The following is a 19,876-nucleotide window of genomic DNA, read 5'->3' on the forward strand; positions in this document are numbered from 1 at the left end:
TCTACTCACGCGGCTCGCGAGGCGTCCCACCGCCCCCCGAGCCCGCGCATGGCGAGCTCGAGCCGGAGGCGTGCGAGGCGGCGGTAGAGGGCGGAGCGGGAGATGCCGTCGCGGCCGACCAGATCGGCGACGGCGCAGGTGCCGAGCGCGGCGCAGAGCCCGCGGACATCCTCCGGCAGGTCGGCGAGCGCCCGGGCGAGATCGTGGCGGGTCTCCACGTCCGCCGCGGCGCAACGATCCTGGCCGTGCCAGGCGGCCAGCCCGTCCGTCTCCGCCAGCAGGCAGCCCAGCGGCTCGGCGCTGCCGGAGACGGGCGCGTCGAGCGAGAGCACCGTGCCGCCCTGCGCCCGGCGCTGCCGGTGGTGCCGGATCGCGATGCGCGAGCACTGGTTGCGGAGAACGAGACCGGCGAAGGCGCCGATGGAGCCGCGGCGCTTGTCGAAGCCCGGCAGCCGGCAGATCACATCGATCAGGAGGTCCTGGCGGAGATCGTCGAGATCGGCGGCAGGGAGCGCCAGCTTGCGGTGCAGACGCCGCGCCGCGACGTCTGTCTCGTCGATCAGCGTGGCAAGGTCGGAGGGGGAAATCGGGGGATACATCGGTGAAAGCCTCGGAACGTCGTTTCTGATGCTCCGAGACTGCCGGCCTCTGCCGGTCTGCCGGTGTGATTGGCGTGTGTTTGATGTGTGCCGGGTGTGTGACCGACGGCACTCAGTCCTCCATGACGACCTCTGACGGCGCGAGGCCAAGGCGGTACCCGCGCGACCGGACGGTCCCCACGAGCGTTTCGACCTCCTTTTCTGTGAGCCCGCAGGTGACCAGGGCCCTGCGCAGGTCTCGGACGATCTCTCGCGGTGTTCGCTGAAACTGCGCCTCGATCTCCTGCGCCTTGAGCACGGGATCGCGCTGCACCGACCGTTCGACAAGCATTCTGAAGAGAGCGAACATCTGCGGGGCAAGATCGAGGCGGCGACCGTCCAGCACCGCGAACTGCCCTTGGCGATGAAGGACGAGCCTTACTCCGCCGCTCGGTATGCGCCCGTCGTCGAGGATGAGGCGGTCGACGCCCTCCCGATCTGCCTTGACCACGTCGGCAAGCGCCCGGACCTCGATCCCGGCCTCGCGCAGCCGCAGCACCAGTGCCGGCTCCGGCTCCTTGGCGATGACGGTCAGCGGCCGCGGCGCCGCCGCGGATTTCAGCGCGAGGATTGCGCCCGGCGCCTCCAACCGGTCCGCGTCGTCGCACAGCATGAACACCCGACCGGCAGGCCCGGAGCCGATCGTCCAGACCCCATCCACGACCGCCGAGACCCCGCCGGCGAGACCGCCGCTCGCGCCGATCCGTCCTGCAAGCCGGTTGGCATCGACGCCGAACCGCGTCAGGTCGCCATCCTCGAGAACAACGTCCTGTGCCGCATCGTGCGGACAGCATGCGCGCAGTTCGTCGCCGATCTGCCGGATCGGGCGAACATCGAGACCGCAGTCGCAATGCGCACAGACCGACCAGCTGTCCGCCTTCGGAAGCTCGATCAGCACGCGCGTCCTCAGCAGGCGCTCGACCTCGCGCTCGGGAAACCGGCGCAGCGCCCGGCCCGAGATCGAGACTTCCGGGCCGCCGTCACTCAGCCGCGTCCACAACCATGCCAGCATCGCGATCCTTCTCCAGCCCGTGCCGCGCGATCAGCGTGTGGACCGTCTTCTCGAACCGCGTCCTGCGGAAAGCGAGCGTGCCCGGCGGTTTCAGTTTCACGGTGACCTGCACAGGCCGCTTGCCCTCCGACTTGAAGAATACGCGGAACGAGATCTCGCCGAGCCGCCAGCCCTTGCCGAACTGCACTTCGCTGCCCTTGAAGTGCCGCAGCGCGCCGGTTGCGTCCTTCGATTCCCAGGTCCGGACGTACCGCCATTTTGCCTCGTCCTCGTCCCACTCGAAATGATCGGCGGCGCCGGCCACGATCCGCACGTCGAGGATGCGGTCGTCGTAGCGATGATCGAATGCGAAATCCGGGCCAGCCTCGCTGATCGGATCGAGGGTATAGAGATCGCGGGCGTCCTTGCCAGAGAAGAAGCCGGGACGGCCAAGGACGTGCTTTGCGAAGATCTCGGCGAGATCCGCCTGCTGGGCCTTCGCGACCCCGCCGATGAACAACCGCGCCTCCACCGGCGAGTAGCGCAGCGTGGCGTATTTCACGGCGCGAAGCGGAATGATCTTCTCCTGGTCGCCGTCCACCACGGGTGTCGTCGCGACCGGGGCTCCATGGCTGACGACGAGGTTGATCTCGCCGTCCTCCTCGTAGGGACCGAGGCGGCAATACTCGCCCTGAAGATCGCGGGCGAAAAGCTTCATCGCCGCGGCCTTGAAGGCGTCGATGATCTCCGGCGTCAGGTCGGCGCTGACGTCGCGCTCCGGCCCTCGGAACTCGGCCAGTGCTGTCGGGGCCCGCAGCGCGTGGAAGTCGGCCGCCGCCTCGAAGACGCTCTTGTGATGCAGGTAGGTGTGAAGCGCGACATGCTTCGGGTCGTGTCTGGCTGGCGCAGACTCCTTCTCGTCCGGCTCGGGATCGGGATAGAGCACCACGCCCTGCCGCCGCGCCTCGTTCAGGATGATCTGCATGCCCTCGTTGCTTCCGAGGTCTGCCACCCGGTGGAGATCGGCCACCATGCCCTCGTTCCAGGCGGTGACGGCCGCCTCGAAATGCTTCGCGAGCGCAGATCGGACATCTGAATCTTCGCCATCGAAATCGATTGGCACGTCCTTCGACTCGAAGTGCCGTGCAAAGAGTTCCTTGATGAGGCCAAGATCGATGGTCTTCAGGAATTTTGGATTGACGAATTTCTTGAGGTCTGAACGGCTCTGTTGCACAAATCGGCTGAGGGTCGGAGTTCCCCTTCCCTCGGACAGACCTATCCTGCGACCTCTGTGACGGGTGTGCCGAGCGCGGTGAAGCCGTTCAGGACGGCGACGCGAACCTGGACCTCCGCGACCTGACGGTTGAAGTCCCTTGCGGACAGGCGCTGACCCAGCAGTTTGACGCAGTGCATCTTGGTCTCGGCGCGGCTTCGGCGGTGATACCCGCTCCATCGTCGCCAGATCGTCCGGCCAACACGCTTCGATGTCCGCAGGATTTCGTTCCGGGCTATGGCTCCTGCGGTGTCGGGTTTCCACGGCTTGGCGTTCTTGCGAGGCGGGATGATTGCTGCGGCACCTCGGGCGGCAATGGCGTCGTGGCACTTGCGGGTGTCGAAGGCGCCATCGGCGGTGACGCTGCCGATCTCCTGTGCGGGCGGGATCTGGTCCAGCAGTTCGGGCAGCATGGGCGCATCGCCGATCTCACTGGTGGTGAACTCGGCGGCCCGGATTTCCAAGGATTTCTCATCTATCCCGATGTGGATCTTGCGCCAGACGCGGCGCTTGGTGCCGCCATGCTTGCGGGCGTTCCACTCCCCTTCGCCTTCCACCTTGATCCCGGTGCTGTCCACCAGCAGGTGCAACGGCCCATCCGATCCCCGATAGGGAATGTTGACCTTCAGGGTCTTCTGCCGCCGTGACAGTGTGCTGAAGTTCGGCACCTCCCAATCCAGGTCGATCAGGCGCAGCAGGCTCTCGACGAACCCGGTCGTTTGCCGCAGCGCCATGCCGAACAGCACCTTCATTGTCAGGCAGGTCTGGATGGCAGCGTCGCTGTAGTCGGGCTGCCGCCCGCGCTTGCCGGTGGGCGCGGCTTCCCAGGTCATGGCGGGATCGAACCAGATCGTCAGCGAGCCGCGGCGTTTGAGCGCCTTGTTATACTCTGGCCAGTTTCTGGTCTTGTAGGCTGTGGGTGTGGGTCTGCTCATGTTCCGCAGCTACCACGCTGGATTCACAACGTGAATCCCTCACGCGATTTGTGCAACAGAGCCGGTCTGAACCCATTTTTTCACCTCGCTAATACCGGACATGTTCTGATTATGTTCTACCCGACCGGACAACCGGGAGTCGAGTCCGAGGCGGCTCTACCCGCGCCTTTCCGGACTCCGTGGGACGGTTCGCGATCACGGTGAGTAGAGGCCAGAGGAGACGACCGCTCCGAGGCCCGCATGAAACGACCCAATCCGCTCCCGCCCGACCAGATGACGCCCGCAGAGCGCCGCACTGAGCTATGCGGCCTGCTGGCGCTCGGGCTGGTTCGGTTGCGGATGCGGGATGGGGGCGAAGTATCTGACGATACTGGAGAACGTTGCCTACACTATCCGCCCGACCAATGCCGTCATGCAACTCCAACTCACCGGAGAAATGCATGAACAAGCCCGATCCCATCCCCGCGCGCCTCGCCGCGCTGAAGACCGCGACGACGCCGGAGCTGAAGGCGCAGTGGCGCGACCTGTTCGACAGCGAGCCGCCGCCGTTCAATCGCCGCTACCTGGAAAGCCGCTTGGCCTACCGCATTCAGGAACTTGCCTATGGCGGGCTCAAACCCGAGACGATCCGGCGCCTCGAACGGCTCGGCGAGGAACTGGACGGCGGCGACCGGAAGAAGAGCCGCGTCCGCGCCGACACCATGCCGATCGCCGGCACGCGGCTGATCCGCGAATGGCAGGGCGTCGAGCACGTCGTCACCGTCACTGCGGACGGCTTCGAATGGCAGGGGCGGCCCTACAAGTCATTGTCGGCTATCGCCCGTGCGATCACCGGCACGCGCTGGAACGGGTGGGTCTTCTTCGGCTTGAAATCGCGGAGGGCGCGGACATGACGAAGCCGATCGTCCGCAAGCAGCGCTGCGCGATCTATACGCGCAAATCGTCCGAGGAAGGGTTGGAGCAGGAGTTCAACAGCCTCCACGCCCAGCGCGAGGCCTGCGAGGCCTACATCGCCAGTCAGCGCTCCGAGGGCTGGGTGCTGGTCCGCGATCAGTACGACGATGGCGGCATCTCGGGCGGCACGCTGGAAAGGCCCGGCCTGCAGCGGCTCATGGCCGACATCGAGGACGGGCTGGTCGATGTCGTGGTGGTCTACAAGATCGACCGACTCTCGCGCTCGCTCGCAGACTTCGCCAAGCTGGTCGAGGTGTTCGACAGGAACGGCGTGACCTTCGTTTCGGTGACGCAGTCGTTCAACACCACCACGTCGATGGGCCGGCTGACGCTGAACATCCTGCTCAGCTTCGCCCAGTTCGAGCGGGAGGTGACGGCCGAGCGCATCCGCGACAAGGTCGCCGCCAGCCGGAAGAAGGGCATGTGGATGGGCGGCGTCCCGCCCTACGGCTACCGGGTCGAAAACAGGAAACTGTCGATCGACGAAGGCGCCGCCGAACACGTCCGCTGGATCTTCGCCCGCTTCCTCGAGATCGGCTCGGGGACCGAACTGGCGCGGGAAGTCGCGAAACGTGGGATCCGCACGCCCCGCGGCAACCGGATCGACAAGAAGTACCTCTACCGGATGCTGAACAACCGCGCCTACATCGGCGAGGCGGTGCACAAGGGCGAAAGCTATCCCGGCGAGCATGACGCGATAATCGACGGCGCGACATGGGACCGCGTCCACGCCATCTTGCAGGAAAGCCCACGCAAGCGCGCCGCCCGGACGCGCGCCGAGACGCCCGCGCTGTTGAAGGGGCTGCTGTTCGGACCCGACGGCGCGGCCTTCTCACCGACGCACACCCGCAAGGGCGACAGGCTCTACCGCTACTACGTCAGCCAGACAGTGCTGAAGCACGGCGCGGGGTCCTGCCCGGTCGGCCGTGTGCCCGCCGGCGAGATCGAGGCGGCCGTCGTCGACCAGCTGCGCGCCGTATTCCGCCAGCCCGAGATCGTGGCGGGCACGTGGAAGGCCGCCCGCATCCATGCTGACGACATTACCGAGGCTGACGCCCGTGCGGCCCTGCAACAAATCGACCCGCTGTGGGACGAACTGTTCCCCGCCGAGCAGGCCCGCATCGTGGCGCTGCTGGTCGAGCGGGTGGACATCGGCACGGACGGCCTCAACGTCCGGCTGCGCGTGGATGGGCTCGGCAGCCTCGCACGCGAAATGCTAGCTGGCGGCGTCGAGGCGGCCGCATGAACCGCGGGGCTCCCATCCCCGACACGGTGACGCTCCATGTTCCGTTCCGCATCGTGAAGCGCGGCGGGCGAAAGGAGATGCAATTGCCGGATGGCGCCGCGCAGCCGAGGCGCACCGATAGTGCGCTGCTCAAGGCGCTTGCCCGCGCCTTCCGCTGGAAGACGATGCTTGAGTCGGGCGAGTACGCCACTATCGCCGAACTGGCCGAGCGCGAGGGGATCGCGCCCTCCTACATGACCCGGGTCCTGCGCCTGACTCTGCTCGCGCCCAAAATCATCGAAGCGATCCTGGACGGGACGCAGGGGCCGGAGGTGACGCTGGCGCAAGTGCTGGAGCCGTTCCCGGTAGAGTGGCAGCGGCAGGAAATGTCGTTCAACCCCAGTCCCTGAGCTCGGGCACCAAGCCGCCAAGGCTCCTCGAAAGGTAACCGGGCCAGCGTCGCGGGCTTCTCAGCTGAGCGGGATTGTGCTAGGCGTCGCAGCCTAGCGAAAATCGCCATCCCGAGCGGGTTGTGGCGGTCGATGAAACATGGCACCTTGCATCTCGACGCAGAGAAGTCAAAGGTGCATGTCTTGAGCGAAGACTTGGTTTCAGGCCCGCCGCGGCCGCTTGGTCGGTACGCCTACCGGCGCTTGGGCTCAGCTACGCTCGGGCAGCTTAAGCGCGCAAAAATTCTCCGCAGGGCCGTACCCCCTGAGCATGCGCAGCGTAAGCCGGACGCCTTGATCTATCTTCCCCTAGGGGATGTAAAGGCGGTCGTTGAAGTCAAGACGCCGGCTGAGATGCGGGACAAGAACATCCCCACTCTTGTCGAAGACTATCGCCCGATCGCATTGGGCGCATCATGTAAATTGTTGATTCTGACGGACGGCAAACGCTCCCTCTGGTACAACGCGCTGACAGGCAATCCTGTCCTCGACGCGGATGGAACGCCTGTGAAGGCGCTGGTACAGCCATCGATGATCGAGGGGGGGCGCATTACGCCTGAAGCGGTGCGCGAGATTACCGAATTTATCGACAAGGCTGATTACAGCTTGTCGGATACTAACGACCGCTTCGAATCCATCCGCCATATCGATCCCACTCCCTTAGCCAAGGCAGTCTGGCAAAAAATCTGGATTCAGACAGGCAAGGAACCCGAAAAGTGCCTCTACAACGTTGTAGAAATACTTGTCTTCAAATTCCTAAGCGATCTTGGCGTGCTGACCGATAACTATGCTTTCAAGCGTGTGGTCGAGATCATCGCACCGGGCGGACGCGCAAAGGATGAAGAGGCGCTAGATCACTACGCCAAGGTCATTCGAGACCGGATCCGGAAGCTGTTTCCCGCTGGAGAAGACAATACGACAGTGATAAATGGCACGATATTCGTAAATGAAGCCGGCCAGCCAAACATGTCGCAGGCAGGCTTGTTCGGGGAGGTTATTCGCGCTTTCCAAGCCTTCGACAACGACAACGGCTCCATGCGCCACATTGACCGAAACTTCAAGACCCGCCTCTACGAGGTATTCCTGCGTCAATCGGCGGGCGTAAAGTCTCTCGGACAGTACTTCACACCGCGAAACGTCGTGCAAAGCATGGTGCGCATGTCAAACGCTAGCCAGCTTTCAGCCGGATCAAGCATATGCGACCCATTTAGCGGCGTAGGCGGATTCATTCTTGAGGCCATTGCAGAAAATCCGCATTTGATGGCTGAATTTGAGCCGAAAGACGGCAAGGTAGAGCCTCGGATTGCGCTGCGCGGTTACGACAAAGGCACGGACGAGAAGGAGGATGAGCGTACAATCATCTTGGCCAAGGCGAATATGTTGGTCTATCTCTCCGATCTTATGGATCGATACCCTTCCGAAGAGCACATGAAGGAGTTTGCAGGCGCATTTAACGACGTATTCCGACTTCTTCGAACAAACCTCGGCACCTTCGGCCAGGTCGATGCCGAGGAGCTTTACGATCTGATATTAACGAATCCGCCATATGTCACCAGCGGCACATCTAGTCTTCGTAGCGAGATTGAAGGACAAGGTCTCGGGGATCACTACGCCGTGGGCGGGCGGGGCACAGAATCTCTGGCTCTGCAGTGGATCATTCGGCATCTCAAGCCTAGTGGCGAGGCTTTGATCGTTGCGCCGGATGGGCTGCTAAACCAGGCGCCCATGCTCGATCACATCAAGGCCACCTGCGACGTTCTTGCGATAGCGGCACTACCTAGCCGGACCTTTTACTCTACGCCGAAGAAGACCTACATTTTGGCGCTTCGCAAGAAACGTGACGAGAGTAAAGTTCAAGCTGATCCTGTTTTTACTTACCTCGTTTCAGAGATTGGCGAATCGCGTGATACACGTCGAGTGCCGATCGCGGATAATGACCTTGAGGGCATGGAACTTGCCTACGGTTACTTCAGATCGGCGCCGAGCAAATTTGCTCCCACCGATCCGCGCTGCAAAGTGCTGAAGTGGGATGAATTTGATACTTTAAGAACTTGGTTAGTTGACCGTATCTGGACGCACGAAGAGAAAGTAGCCCTCGGAATTGCTGAAGAGGTTTTTGAGGTGGATGGCGCGACGATGTCGAAACTGATCGACGAGGCAGCATCAGCACTCCAAGCCCTCAGGGATGCGGTGAAATGACAAAGTATGTAGACGCCACATTAGAGGATTTCTTTAGCCTTGTCCAAGGGCGGGCCGCCCACACGCGTGATAGCACGGAGGCCAGTCCGGGGCCTTATCCGGTCTACTCAGCATCGCTCTTGCGGCCGTTCGGCCACATCGCAACCTTCGATCATGAAGGGCCACGCCTTACTTGGGTCATGAATGGCTATGGAGGGCACATGCAGGAGATCGAGGGGCGCTTTTCGGCTACCCGCGACCGGGGGATTTTGGTGCCGCGCCAGGATGTTCGCACACCTGATCTGGCGTACGTGCGCCTTGCAGCAGAACCGCAACTTGTGGCTGCGGCCGTGGGCCGAATCGTGGAGGGTCGGAAAAACAATTACACGAAAGTCTACCCGAAAGAAGCGGGCAAGGTCACGTTCCCCGTGCCAATTGGGACGGACGGCGCGCCTGACTATGCGGCTATGGCGGCCATTGGAACGAAGTTGCGCCGGGTCGAAGCCGCTCGGATAGGAATGACAACAGCAGCCGATCAATTGGACCGTGCTGTGCTAGCAGTTGACCCCGAAGGCCCAACACAGGCGGTGAGCCTAGGCGACGAGGCGCTATTCTCACTCTCGATTGGCGAGCGAGTCCTTCGCTCAAGCCACGTCGCTTCGGGGATTCCCGCTTACAGTGCCAACGCACTGGTTCCCTTTGGTCATGTCATCTCTTCAAACCTCAGCGACTTCTCGCGCCCCTCGATCCTATGGGGCATCGATGGGGTGTTCGATCTCAATTTTATCCCTGCCGGCGAAGCTTTTGCGACCACGGATCATTGCGGGCGTATTCAGGTGCTAGATGACGGCCTGGACGCGCGATATGTTTACTGGCACCTCAAGGCAACGCGGGAGCGCTACGGCTTTGACCGCGTGTTCCGAGCTAGTCTCGGCAACGTTCGAGCTGAAGTCGAAGTGACCGTTCCTGTCGATACGAACACGGGAAAGTTCGATCTTGAGGCGCAACGAAAGATGGCGAACCGTATGGAAGCACTCGACAATGCCCGTAAAGCTGCCTCCACAGCGCTAGGGGAGCTGTTGAGAGGACGTTTGCGTGTGGAGGATATCGCAGTCTGACTAGGGTCGTGTTCAGACGGTGTTTTTGGGACGCGCTACGAAGCGTCGGAGTATGGATCTACGCGACCATGTGCACCGAGCTCTGATCATCAGACTCGTCCGTCGCGCTGCAGTATGACGACCAGCGCGTTCGATTTGTGTGCCATCTACCAAACGCTCCTGGAATCGAAGTGCTCAGCGACGAGCTCGAAAAGCCCCATATTTTCAGATGCTTGCAAACAATTCACTAAACTTGCGAAGGCAACAGGTCCAGAGAATATCAGCCCCGAGAGACCGCGTCCAAGCCTCCTGGCGCCGGGGTCGGTGTTCAGCCCCTCCCGCATAACCCTCGAAAACAAGGGAAAAATCCGGCCGCAGCCTGATCGGGAGAACGCTTTCGCGAGGGCAAGTGGCGGAGTGGAAGGGATTCGAACCCTCGAGACGGTTTCCCGCCTGCACCCTTAGCAGGGGTGTGCCTTCGACCACTCGGCCACCACTCCGCCGGCGGGTCTATCAGCGGCAGCGGCTGGAGAACAAGGGTGAATCGAAGCATCTGCAGGATGTTCGTTGACCGGTACGGGCCGAACCGAACGTTGTCTCCCGCCCCGACCCGCTCACCCGGCTCCGGAGAAGGTTATCCATCGGGCGCTGACCACGCAAATTCCCCGACAAAAACGCGCTAATCCGCGATGGGCTTCGTTCAACCAACCACAAACCCATGCACTCAGCGTCTTGCCGACGACGTGCACTAGGTTTCCCCGCGGCCTCACCGCCCAACCGTCCACACCATGCCATTCGACGCCTTCCCGACGACGTGTTCCCGACCACCGAGCGGCCACCGCGCGTACCCACCGCGCGCCCCACCCCCTCAAGCGTTGAACAGGAAATGCAGCACGTCGCCGTCCTGCACCTCGTAGCCCTTGCCCTCGACGCGGAACCGGCCGGCCTCGCGGGCGCCGGCCTCGCCGTTGCCGGAGACGTAATCCTCGTAGGCGATCGTTTCCGCGCGGATGAAGCCCTTCTCGAAGTCGCCGTGGATCACGCCCGCCGCCTGCGGGGCGAGCGTGCCGGCGTGGATCGTCCAGGCCCGGGCCTCCTTGGGGCCGACGGTGAAATAGGTCTGCAGCCCCAGCAGCGCATAGGCCGCGCGGATCAGGCGGTCGAGCCCGGCCTCCTCCAGCCCCATCTCGCCCAAAAACAGCGCCGCCTCGTCCTCGGGCAGCTGGCTGATCTCCTCCTCGATGCGGGCCGAGATCACCACGTGGCCGGCCCCCTGCGCGCGCGCCATCTCGGCGACGCGGTCGGATTGGGCGTTGCCGGTCGCGGCCTTCGCTTCTTCGACGTTGCAGACGTAGAGCACGGGCTTCGCCGTCAGAAGCTGCAGCATGTCCCACGCCTTGCGGTCGTCCTCGGCGACCGTGACGGTCCGCGCCGGCTGTCCGGCCTCGAGCACCGCCTGCGCGGCCATCAGCAGCCTGTCCTGGGCCGCAGCCTCCTTGTCGCCGCCCTTGAGCTTGCGGGCGAGGTTCGCGCGCCGCCGCTCGATCGATTCGAGGTCGGCGATCATCAGCTCGGTTTCGATGGTCTCGGCGTCGGCGACCGGGTCCACGCGCCCCTCGACATGGGTGATGTCGCCGTCCTCGAAACAGCGCAGCACATGGGCGATGGCGTCCACCTCGCGGATGTTGGCAAGGAACTGGTTGCCGAGCCCCTCGCCCTTGCTGGCGCCCTTCACGAGCCCCGCGATGTCGACGAAGGTGATGCGGGTCGGAATGATCTGCTTGGATCCCGCGATCGCGGCCAGCCGCTCGAGCCGGCGGTCGGGGACCGCCACCTCGCCCACGTTGGGCTCGATGGTGCAAAAGGGAAAGTTGGCCGCCTGCGCTGCGGCGGTGCGGGTCAGGGCGTTGAACAGGGTCGATTTGCCCACGTTCGGCAGCCCGACGATCCCCATGCGAAAGCCCATGTTCCATTCCCTTCGATGCGCGTGTCGCGGCCTTCTAGGGCAGCGGCGGCCCTGCGTCCAGCGTGCCGGACGGCCGCCCCCTGCCCCCGCAGCGGCCGCCGGGCCGTGCGGTCCCTGCCCTTCCCCTCGCAGCCCTGCTTGCCTATGACGGGCCAGACCCGACCGCGAGGAGCCCGCATGACCGCCCCCAGCCACCGCGACCCCGATCAGCGCGACCCGAGCCCGAACGCCCCGGCGACGACCCGCATCGACGCGACCTTCGCCCGGCTGGGCGCCGCGGGGCGCAAGGCCTTCGTCTCCTACGTCATGGCGTTCGACCCCGACCGCGAGACTTCGCTGCAAATCCTGCGCGGCCTGCCGGCGGCGGGGGTGGACGTGATCGAGCTGGGGATGCCCTTCACCGACCCGATGGCGGACGGACCGACGATCCAGTCGGCAGGGCAGCGGGCGCTTGCCGCAGGCGGCACGGTCACCGGGGTGCTCGAACTGGTGCGCGCGTTCCGCGAGGAGGATGCGACCACGCCCATCGTCCTCATGGGCTATTACAACCCGATCTACGCCCGCCGCGGTGGCGTCGCCCGCTTCCTCGAGGAGGCCGCCGCGGCCGGCGTGGACGGTCTGATCGTGGTGGACCTGCCGCCCGAGGAGGACGCCGAGCTCTGCCTGCCCGCGCAGGCCGCGGGGCTGAACTTCATCCGCCTCGCCACGCCGACGACCGACGACCGGCGGCTGCCGGCGGTGGTCGAGAACACCTCGGGGTTCGTCTATTACGTGTCGGTCACCGGCACGACCGGCGGCGCGGCCGCCAACGCCGCCGACGTCGCCCCCGAGATCGCCCGCGTCCGGGCCGCCGCAGGGCTGCCGGTCGTCGTGGGCTTCGGCATCGCCTCGCCCGAGGCCGCCGAGGCGCTGGCCGGAGTCGCGGACGGCTGCGTGGTCGGCTCGGCCATCGTGGCGCGGATCGGGGCGGGTGAGCCGGTGGCCGATGTGCTGGGCTATGTCGAAAGCCTCGCCGCCGGTGCCCACCGGGCAGGCCCGACGGGGTGAGGCGTCCGCGTCGCGACGAGGTGGCAGGGTAAGCGGGGCGGACGGCCATGCCGCAACGGCTCGCGCCGCCATTACCTTCGACCATCTCGCAGTCGCGGCCGAGACGCTCGAGGCCGGGGCGGCGTTTCTGGCTGCGCGGCTCGGCGTCGCGCCTGACCCGGGCGGCGCGCATCCCCGCATGGGAACCCACAACCGGCTGCTCTCGCTGGGGCCCGAGGCCTATCTCAAACTGATCGCCATCGACCCCGCGGCCCCGGCCCCGGACCGGCCGCGCTGGTTCGGGCTCGACGGGTTTCGCGGCGCGCCGCGGCTGGTCGGCTGGGTGGCGCGGACGTCGGCGCTGCACCCGCCGCCGGGCACCTCGGGTTCGGCGCAGTCGCGCGGCGACCTGCGCTGGCAGATCGCGCTGCCGGAGGACGGCCGCCCCATGGCGGGCGGCGCGCTGCCAATGCTGATCGACTGGCAGGGCGGCCCCCACCCGGCGCCGCGCCTGCCCGACCGCGGCCTGCGGCTGGCCCGGCTGGCGCTGGGGTTAGCGGGCCGCTGGCCGGAATGGGCCGCCACCTCCGACCCGCGGATCGAGATCGGACCGGGCGCAGTCCCGCTGCGGGCGCTGATCGAGACGCCACGCGGGGCGGTGTGGCTGTAGCGCCGCGTTGGGGCGACGACCAGGCGGGCGTCGTGCGAGTTGATGCGGTTGCGATTGTTGAGCGGCGGGGAGGTGCTCGGCCTCAGGTCGCCTGAGGTTGCCCATGCACAAGGAGCCACGGCGCGTTGCTCGGCCTTACGGCGTGCGGCCCCGTCCCGGTCGCAGGTTTTGGGCTCAGTGGCAGAGAGATTGGGGGGCGCGCTGGACGCGGGCGGCGCTCAACGTCCACCGCAGTTTCTCGGCGCACCGACCCAATGAGATCGGTCGTCTGCCGCCGGAAGCGCAATCGCTTACCGCGCACCGGGCCACTCAGCCCTCGACCGCACGCTGGCGTGCCGCTCCAAAGGGTCGTCAGCACGTGAATGGGCCACGGCGCGCGGCTCCAACCTCGCGCATCGCGCCGGCGCTGCGCACTTTTGACCTCCCGGATCAAACCAGCGCTGCGCCACTTCAATCTCGCGGCTCAAGCCAGCGCTGCGCCCCCAGTCACCTCGCCGACCGTCGCAATCCACTCCGCCCCGCGGAGCCGGCCACCCGACCCGCCTCGCCCTCACCGCTGCCGCGTCCTGCCGCCCTTTGCCGCGCCCCGCGCCTCGACGCCCTGCTCCACCGTCGCGTTCCCCGCCCACCCCCCGCCACCTAACCCCGCCCGGCGCCGCACCGCGGCCGAAGTCCAGAGCCGCGCGCCGGTCGCCTCGGCGGTGGTGAGCCAGGTGAACCGCCCCTCGCGCACCCACGCCGCCTGCGCCCCGGTCGCCCGCAGCTGCGCTTCGTCGAGCAGGACGCAGTCCCGCCGCCCCTTTGCCGCCCGGCCCTGCATCACCACGACCGCCCCGCCGGTGCAGGCGCGCTCCAGTGCCGCCGCGGCGCCCTTGCCCGAGAGGTGGTGCAGCGCCAGCCCGCCCACGCGGCCGACCCGCTCGCCGCGTGGGCCGGTCCAGCCGGGCCGCGCGGCGGCTGCCTCGGCGCTCGCGGCATCGCCGTCGGCGCGCAGCCAGCTGTCGGCGACGAACGCGCCCGCGGGCTTCGAAAGCGCCCGCCCCTCGGCCGCCATCACCCCCACGGCGCTCGCGTCCCCCGCGACGATCAGCGTCGGCCGCGCGCCCGCGACCCAGATCCCTGCGGCAAGCGCGACCGCCGCCAGCGCCACCCCCGCCAGTCCCCGCGCCGCCCACCGCCCGAGCGGCGCGCTCAGCGCCAGCAGCGCCACGGTGGCCCCGGTCCCGCCCAGCGGCAGCACCGCCCAGTGCGGCGCGCTGACGGTGGCGACCGACCCAGCCCAGCCGGCGACCATCTCGCCCACGCCCAGCATCCAGCGCGTGCCCCACCCCATCGCCCAGAGCGCCGGCCAGGCCAGGCCCAGCGGCGCCAGCAGCGCCGCGATCACGCCCGCCGGCATCACCACCGCCCCCATCACCGTCACCACCAGCAGGTTGGCGATCAGCCCGTACTGGGCCGAGCGGTTGAAATGCGCCGCCGCCAGCGGCGCCGTCGCCAGCCCCGCGATCAGCGAGGACAGCACCAGCAGCGCCACGACCCGCAGCACCCAGGGCAGCCGGTCGGCGTGCCGCGACCAGGCAGGAAAGACGAGGATCAGCGCCGCGGTGGCGGCAAAGCTCATCTGGAACCCCGGCGTCACCAGCGCCTCGGGCGCCACGGCGAGGATCGCCAGCGCCGCCACCGCCACGGTCCTGAGCGACAGCGCGCGGCGGTCGAGCAGGATCGCCCCGAGCATCACCGCCACCATCAGGAACGCCCGCTCGGTCGGCACCCCGCCGCCCGAGAGCCACAGATACGCCCCCGCCGCCGCCAGCGCCCCCAGCGCCGCCACCTTGTGCAGCGGCCGCCCGGCGAGGTCGCGTCCCGCCGGGCTCGCCATCAGCCCCGCCAGCGCCAGCCTGAGGGCCGCGTAGACGAAGCCCGCGACCATGCTCATGTGCAGGCCCGAGATCGAGACGATGTGGTAGAGATTCGAATCGCGCATCAGCTGGTTCGTCGTCTCGGCGATGCCCGACCGGTCCCCGGTCATCAGCGCGGCGGCGACCGCCCCCTCCTGCCCGCCGATCGCGTCGCGCATCGCGGCCCCCAGCCGCAGCCGCAGGGCCGTCGCGTCAAGCCAGCGCGGTGGGGCGGGCGCGACGGTCAGGATCGGCGTCCGGGTATAGCCGACCGCGCCCAGCCCCTCGAAGAAGGCGGCGCGGCGGAAGTCGAAGCCCCAGGGCTCGGCTGGGCCGGGGTTCGGCCCCAGATGCCCGGTCAGCATCACCCGCGTCCCCGGCGGCGGCAGCGCCTGCGGCTCGGTCAGCGAGATCCGCACCCGGCGCGGCGTCCGTTCGGGGGCGGTGTCGCGCAGGCGCACCTCGTCGAGCGTCAGGCGCATCCGGTCACGGGCCGAGCGGTCGATGTCGGCCACCCGCCCCTCGATCGGACCATAGTAGCGGAAGTCGAGCACCGGCGCGGCGACCAGATGCGCCCTGAGCCCCGCGGACAGGAACCCGCCCGCGACCAGCGCCAGCGCCAGGCCGGCCATCCGCACCGGGTCGGCGCGCGCCCAGCCGATCCGCCCGGCCAGCGCCGCGCGGCGGACGCCCCATCCGGCCCCCAGCCCCACCAGCATCAGCAACCCAGCGGCGGTATAGGCGCGGGCACCCGGCTCGACCGTCAGGGCGAACCACGGCCCGATACCGAGCGATAGAAACAACGGCGCCCACACGATCAGCCCGGCCTGCCCGACCCGGGTGTCGTCGCCCGCCAGCTCCTCGCGCCGCGCCTTGCGCCGCACCAGCGCCTGCCACAGCCGCAGCCCGAGCGCCCGCGGCCCCCGCGCCTGCCGTGGTGTCAGCCCTGCGTCGAGCGCCGCCAATCCTTGTCTCTCCCCGTCCGCTTCGCGTATCCCTCGGCCAACCCTAACCGCGCGGCCTTTCCAGAAGGTTAACGCCCGCCCGGGTGACCACCGCCGCGGCCGAGAGACAGGACCGACCCATGACGCCCCCCGCCCCCAGCCAGCCTGCCCCCGACGCGCCCGTCGTCACCCGCTTCGCCCCCTCGCCGACCGGCTATCTGCACATCGGCGGCGCGCGCACGGCGCTATTCAACTGGCTTTACGCCCGGGGCCGGGGAGGGCGCTTCCTGCTCAGGATCGAGGACACGGATCGCGCCCGCTCGACGCCCGAGGCGACGGCGGCGATCCTCGAGGGGCTGACGTGGCTCGGCCTCGACTGGGACGGCGAGCCGATCAGCCAGGCCGGGCGCGCCGACCGCCACGCCGAGGTCGCGCGCGAGATGCTCGCCGCCGGCACCGCCTATCCCTGCTACACCCCCGCCGACGAGATCGCCGCCTGGCGCGAGGCGCACCCGAACCAGGTGTTCCAGAGCCCGTGGCGCGACGCCGACCCGGCCACCCGGCCCGACGCGCCCTATGCCATCCGCCTGCGCGCCCCGCGCGAGGGCGTCACGGTGATCCACGACGCGGTGCAGGGCGACGTGACCTTCCGCAACGACCAGCTCGACGACATGATCCTGCTGCGCTCGGATGGGACACCCACCTATATGCACGCGGTGGTGGTGGACGACCACGACATGGGCGTGACGCATATCATCCGCGGCGACGACCACCTGACCAACGCCGCCCGCCAGGCCCAGGTCTATGCCGCGAACGGCTGGGCGCTGCCGGTCTTCGCCCATATCCCGCTGATCCACGGCACCGACGGCAAGAAGCTGTCCAAGCGCCACGGCGCCGTCGGGCTGCACGAGTTCGCCGCAATGGGCTATCCGCCGGCGGCGATGCGCAACTACCTCGCCCGGCTGGGGTGGAGCCACGGTGACGACGAGCTGTTCTCGGACGCCGAGGCGCAGGCGTGGTTCGATCTGGACGGGATCGGCAAGGCGCCGGCGCGGCTCGACTTCAAGAAGCTCGAGCACGTCTCGTCGCACCATATCGCGCAGATGGACGACGCCGCCCTACTGGCCGAGATCGCGGCCTTCCGCCAGGCCACCGGCGAGGCCGCGCTGACGCCGCGTCAGACTGAGTGGCTGACCCCGGCGCTCGGGGTGCTCAAGGCCAAGGCCCGGACCCTGCCTCAACTGATGGAGCAGGCGCATTTCGCCCTCGTCGACCGCCCCGTCGCGCGCGACGACAAGGCGCAGGCGGGGCTGGATGCGGTATCCGATGGTATACTGCCAGAATTGACTGCTGCGTTGCAGCATGTTAACTGGAATCGCGACGACCTGGAGGCCGCGGCGCAGCGGATCGCCGAGGCGCACGGCGTGGGGCTCGGCAAGATAGCGGCGGGGTTGCGCGCCGCGCTGGCCGGGCGCAGTTCCACCCCCAGCGTATTCGACATGATGCTGGCTCTGGGCCGCGAGGAAAGCCTGGCCCGGCTGGCGGACGCGGCGTCCTGACGCCGCGCCGAGGGGGTCTGCGGCGGCTGCCGCAGGGGTGACCGGCGCGCCCGCGCGCCGATGCGAGGACAAAGGCGGCCCGGTGCCGCCCGACGAGTGACCCGGTCCCGCGGGACCAAGAGGCGAAAAGGAACGTGCGATGGCCGAAGCCAAGACTGCCCGGATCACGGTGAACGACAAGGACATCGACCTGCCGGTGCTGACCCCCACGGTCGGGCCGGACTGCGTGGATATCCGCAAGCTGTATGGCCAGGGGGGCGTGTTCACCTTCGACCCCGGCTTCACCTCGACGGCGGCGTGCGAAAGCGCGATTACCTACATCGACGGTGACCAGGGCGAGTTGTGGTACCGCGGCTATCCGATCGAGCAGCTGGCGGCCAAGTCGCACTACCTCGAGGTCTGCTACCTGCTGCTGCACGGCGAGCTGCCGAACAAGTCGCAGATGGACGATTTCGAGACCCGGGTCACCCGCCACACGATGGTGCACGAGCAGATGCACTATTTCTTCCGCGGCTTCCGGCGCGACAGCCACCCGATGGCGACCATGGTCGGCGTCGTGGGCGCGATGTCGGCCTTCTACCACGATTCGACCGACATCAACGATCCGAACCAGCGCGAGATCGCCTCGATGCGGCTGATCGCCAAGGTGCCGACGATCGCGGCGATGGCCTATAAATACTCGATCGGCCAGCCGTTCGTTTATCCGAGGAACGACCTCGATTACGCCTCGAACTTCCTGCACATGTGCTTCTCGGTCCCGGCCGAGCCCTACCACGTCGATCCGGCGCTGGCCCGCGCCATGGACCGCATCTTCACCCTGCACGCGGACCACGAGCAGAACGCCTCGACCTCGACCGTGCGGCTCGCGGGCTCGTCGGGCGCCAACCCCTTCGCCTGCATCGCGGCCGGCATCGCCTGCCTGTGGGGGCCGGCGCATGGCGGCGCCAACCAGGCCGCGCTCGAGATGCTGGAAGAGATCGGCTCGGTCGACCGCATCCCCGAATACATCAAGCGCGCCAAGGACAAGGACGATCCCTTCCGGCTGATGGGCTTCGGTCACCGGGTCTACAAGAACTTCGACCCGCGGGCGAAGATCATGAAGGAATCGGCCGACGAGGTGCTCGACATCCTCGGGATCGAGAACAACCCCACCCTGCAGGTCGCCAAGGAGCTTGAGAAGATCGCGCTCGAGGACGAGTACTTCGTCTCGAAGAAGCTCTATCCGAACGTCGACTTCTACTCGGGGATCATCCTGTCGGCGATGGGGTTCCCGACCTCGATGTTCACCCCGATCTTCGCGCTGTCGCGCACCGTCGGCTGGATCTCGCAGTGGAAGGAGATGCTGGGCGACCCGGACAACAAGATCGGCCGCCCGCGCCAGCTCTATGTCGGTGCCGACCGGCGCGACTATCTGGACGTCGACAAGCGCTGAGCCGCGCCGACCGTCAAGACGAAGGGGGCCCGCCGCGGCCCCCTTTTTCATTCCACGAGTTCGGCGAGCTGCGCGAAGGTCGCGCCCCAGCCCTCGGCAAAGCCCATCGCCGCGTGCCGGTCGCGGTCCTCGGCCGACGCGTGCAGCACCCGCGCGGTCAGCCGCGTGCCGCCCGCGTCGGGCACGAGCGTCAACTCGGCGGTCATGAACGGCGTCCTGGCTGGCCGGAACCCGGCCGAGAGCGCGTCCGTCCACACCAGCCGTTGCGGCGGCTCGGCCACCAGCACGCAGCCGCCCGCCTCGCCCTCCGCATCTGCGGCGCAGTCCTCGGCCGCGCCGTCCGGCCCCTCCATCTGGATGTCGAAGGCCCCGCCCGGATGCGGCTCGACCACCGCCGAGGTCACCCGCCACGGGCGCGGCGCGAACCAGCGCGACAGCTGCTCGGGGTGGGTCAGGGCGGCCCACACCGCCTCGGGTGCGGCGTCGATGCGCCGCGTGATGACAAGGTCGTTGCCCTCGGTCGTGGTCGTGGCTGGCATGGCGGACGCTCCCCTCAGCGGTCCGGGACAGGGTGAGGCGTCGCCCGCGCGACCGTCAAGGCCCCGGTTCCGCGGTGGGCGGCGACGTGCTAGGCCTTGCCG

At 67.4% G+C, this 19,876-nt stretch carries 16 protein-coding genes and 1 tRNA gene; 9 read left to right on the forward strand and 8 right to left on the reverse strand.

The features are described 5' to 3' along the window. Positions 1 to 5: 5 nt before the first annotated feature. The 4 genes from HGN31_RS01905 to HGN31_RS01920 all read right to left on the reverse strand — a co-directional run bounded on the left by HGN31_RS01905 (position 6) and on the right by HGN31_RS01920 (position 3,837). Positions 6 to 599, reverse strand: a complete 594-nt coding sequence (locus HGN31_RS01905) for a sigma factor (protein ID WP_168782155.1) — start codon at positions 597 to 599, stop codon at positions 6 to 8. A 112-nt stretch (positions 600 to 711) separates the two neighbouring features. After that, positions 712 to 1,650 (reverse strand): uroporphyrinogen-III synthase, encoded by a 939-nt coding sequence (locus tag HGN31_RS01910; protein ID WP_168782156.1) that lies wholly within the window; start codon positions 1,648 to 1,650, stop codon positions 712 to 714. Then, positions 1,619 to 2,863: a hypothetical protein gene (locus HGN31_RS01915; RefSeq protein ID WP_168782157.1), complete on the reverse strand. Its 1,245-nt coding sequence runs from the start codon at positions 2,861 to 2,863 to the stop codon at positions 1,619 to 1,621. Before HGN31_RS01915 ends, HGN31_RS01910 begins: the two co-directional genes overlap by 32 nt. A 41-nt stretch (positions 2,864 to 2,904) precedes the next feature. Beyond that, positions 2,905 to 3,837, reverse strand: coding sequence for an IS5 family transposase (locus HGN31_RS01920; RefSeq protein WP_168782158.1), 933 nt, complete (start codon positions 3,835 to 3,837; stop codon positions 2,905 to 2,907). A gap of 440 nt (positions 3,838 to 4,277) precedes the next feature. On the opposite strand from HGN31_RS01920, the gene HGN31_RS01925 reads away from it, so the two are divergent. The 5 genes from HGN31_RS01925 to HGN31_RS01945 all read left to right on the forward strand — a co-directional run bounded on the left by HGN31_RS01925 (position 4,278) and on the right by HGN31_RS01945 (position 9,761). Then, entirely contained in the window at positions 4,278 to 4,730 is a 453-nt protein-coding gene (locus HGN31_RS01925; RefSeq protein ID WP_168782159.1) for a DUF2924 domain-containing protein, read from the forward strand. Further along, positions 4,727 to 6,037, forward strand: a complete 1,311-nt coding sequence (locus HGN31_RS01930; RefSeq protein ID WP_168782160.1) for a recombinase family protein — start codon at positions 4,727 to 4,729, stop codon at positions 6,035 to 6,037. The genes HGN31_RS01925 and HGN31_RS01930 overlap by 4 nt, the downstream gene beginning before the upstream one ends. After that, positions 6,034 to 6,426 (forward strand): hypothetical protein, encoded by a 393-nt coding sequence (locus HGN31_RS01935; protein ID WP_168782161.1) that lies wholly within the window; start codon positions 6,034 to 6,036, stop codon positions 6,424 to 6,426. The genes HGN31_RS01930 and HGN31_RS01935 overlap by 4 nt, the downstream gene beginning before the upstream one ends. A 183-nt stretch (positions 6,427 to 6,609) precedes the next feature. Continuing rightward, complete coding sequence (locus HGN31_RS01940) at positions 6,610 to 8,664, forward strand: HsdM family class I SAM-dependent methyltransferase (RefSeq protein WP_168782162.1); 2,055 nt, start codon at positions 6,610 to 6,612, stop codon at positions 8,662 to 8,664. A 200-nt stretch (positions 8,665 to 8,864) separates the two neighbouring features. After that, the gene (locus HGN31_RS01945; protein ID WP_168782163.1) at positions 8,865 to 9,761 is read left to right on the forward strand and encodes a restriction endonuclease subunit S; all 897 of its coding nucleotides are present in this window, start codon (positions 8,865 to 8,867) and stop codon (positions 9,759 to 9,761) included. A 389-nt stretch (positions 9,762 to 10,150) separates the two neighbouring features. Here HGN31_RS01945 and HGN31_RS01950 read toward each other — a convergent pair. Beyond that, positions 10,151 to 10,240, reverse strand: a tRNA-Ser gene (locus HGN31_RS01950). A 368-nt stretch (positions 10,241 to 10,608) separates the two neighbouring features. Then, positions 10,609 to 11,706, reverse strand: coding sequence for a redox-regulated ATPase YchF (gene ychF / locus HGN31_RS01955; protein WP_168782164.1), 1,098 nt, complete (start codon positions 11,704 to 11,706; stop codon positions 10,609 to 10,611). Between the two features lie 177 nt (positions 11,707 to 11,883). Here ychF and trpA point away from each other — a divergent pair, with 177 nt between their 5' ends. After that, complete coding sequence (trpA, locus tag HGN31_RS01960) at positions 11,884 to 12,753, forward strand: tryptophan synthase subunit alpha (RefSeq protein WP_168782165.1); 870 nt, start codon at positions 11,884 to 11,886, stop codon at positions 12,751 to 12,753. A 127-nt stretch (positions 12,754 to 12,880) separates the two neighbouring features. Then, the gene (locus tag HGN31_RS01965; RefSeq protein ID WP_244961187.1) at positions 12,881 to 13,402 is read left to right on the forward strand and encodes a VOC family protein; all 522 of its coding nucleotides are present in this window, start codon (positions 12,881 to 12,883) and stop codon (positions 13,400 to 13,402) included. Between the two features lie 550 nt (positions 13,403 to 13,952). Here the strand turns inward: HGN31_RS01965 and HGN31_RS01970 are convergent. Then, positions 13,953 to 16,265 (reverse strand): ComEC/Rec2 family competence protein, encoded by a 2,313-nt coding sequence (locus HGN31_RS01970; RefSeq protein WP_244961107.1) that lies wholly within the window; start codon positions 16,263 to 16,265, stop codon positions 13,953 to 13,955. 119 nt (positions 16,266 to 16,384) lie between these two features. Here HGN31_RS01970 and gltX point away from each other — a divergent pair, with 119 nt between their 5' ends. After that, a complete protein-coding gene (gene gltX, locus HGN31_RS01975) occupies positions 16,385 to 17,803 on the forward strand; it encodes a glutamate--tRNA ligase (RefSeq protein ID WP_168782167.1) in 1,419 nt (472 codons plus the stop codon). Between the two features lie 139 nt (positions 17,804 to 17,942). Further along, positions 17,943 to 19,235: a citrate synthase gene (gltA, locus tag HGN31_RS01980; RefSeq protein ID WP_036736464.1), complete on the forward strand. Its 1,293-nt coding sequence runs from the start codon at positions 17,943 to 17,945 to the stop codon at positions 19,233 to 19,235. Positions 19,236 to 19,282: 47 nt separating this feature from the next. Here gltA and HGN31_RS01985 read toward each other — a convergent pair whose 3' ends face one another. Next, positions 19,283 to 19,774: an SRPBCC domain-containing protein gene (locus HGN31_RS01985; protein WP_036736465.1), complete on the reverse strand. Its 492-nt coding sequence runs from the start codon at positions 19,772 to 19,774 to the stop codon at positions 19,283 to 19,285. Between the last annotated feature and the right edge of the window lie 102 nt (positions 19,775 to 19,876).

The sequence above is a fragment of the Paracoccus sanguinis genome, assembly GCF_012689545.1.
Lineage (GTDB): Bacteria > Pseudomonadota > Alphaproteobacteria > Rhodobacterales > Rhodobacteraceae > Paracoccus > Paracoccus panacisoli.

Bases quoted from the DNA above. Each gene is read 5' to 3' on its own strand.
- HGN31_RS01905 (WP_168782155.1), bottom strand. From the start codon at position 599: ATGTATCCCCCGATTTCCCCCTCCGACCTTGCCACGCTGATCGACGAG.
- HGN31_RS01985 (WP_036736465.1), bottom strand. From the start codon at position 19,774: ATGCCAGCCACGACCACGACCGAGGGCAACGACCTTGTCATCACGCGG.
- HGN31_RS01925 (WP_168782159.1), top strand. From the start codon at position 4,278: ATGAACAAGCCCGATCCCATCCCCGCGCGCCTCGCCGCGCTGAAGACC.
- HGN31_RS01930 (WP_168782160.1), top strand. From the start codon at position 4,727: ATGACGAAGCCGATCGTCCGCAAGCAGCGCTGCGCGATCTATACGCGC.
- HGN31_RS01920 (WP_168782158.1), bottom strand. From the start codon at position 3,837: ATGAGCAGACCCACACCCACAGCCTACAAGACCAGAAACTGGCCAGAG.
- gltA (WP_036736464.1), top strand. From the start codon at position 17,943: ATGGCCGAAGCCAAGACTGCCCGGATCACGGTGAACGACAAGGACATC.
- HGN31_RS01945 (WP_168782163.1), top strand. From the start codon at position 8,865: ATGCAGGAGATCGAGGGGCGCTTTTCGGCTACCCGCGACCGGGGGATT.
- gltX (WP_168782167.1), top strand. From the start codon at position 16,385: ATGACGCCCCCCGCCCCCAGCCAGCCTGCCCCCGACGCGCCCGTCGTC.
- trpA (WP_168782165.1), top strand. From the start codon at position 11,884: ATGACCGCCCCCAGCCACCGCGACCCCGATCAGCGCGACCCGAGCCCG.
- ychF (WP_168782164.1), bottom strand. From the start codon at position 11,706: ATGGGCTTTCGCATGGGGATCGTCGGGCTGCCGAACGTGGGCAAATCG.
- HGN31_RS01935 (WP_168782161.1), top strand. From the start codon at position 6,034: ATGAACCGCGGGGCTCCCATCCCCGACACGGTGACGCTCCATGTTCCG.
- HGN31_RS01910 (WP_168782156.1), bottom strand. From the start codon at position 1,650: ATGCTGGCATGGTTGTGGACGCGGCTGAGTGACGGCGGCCCGGAAGTC.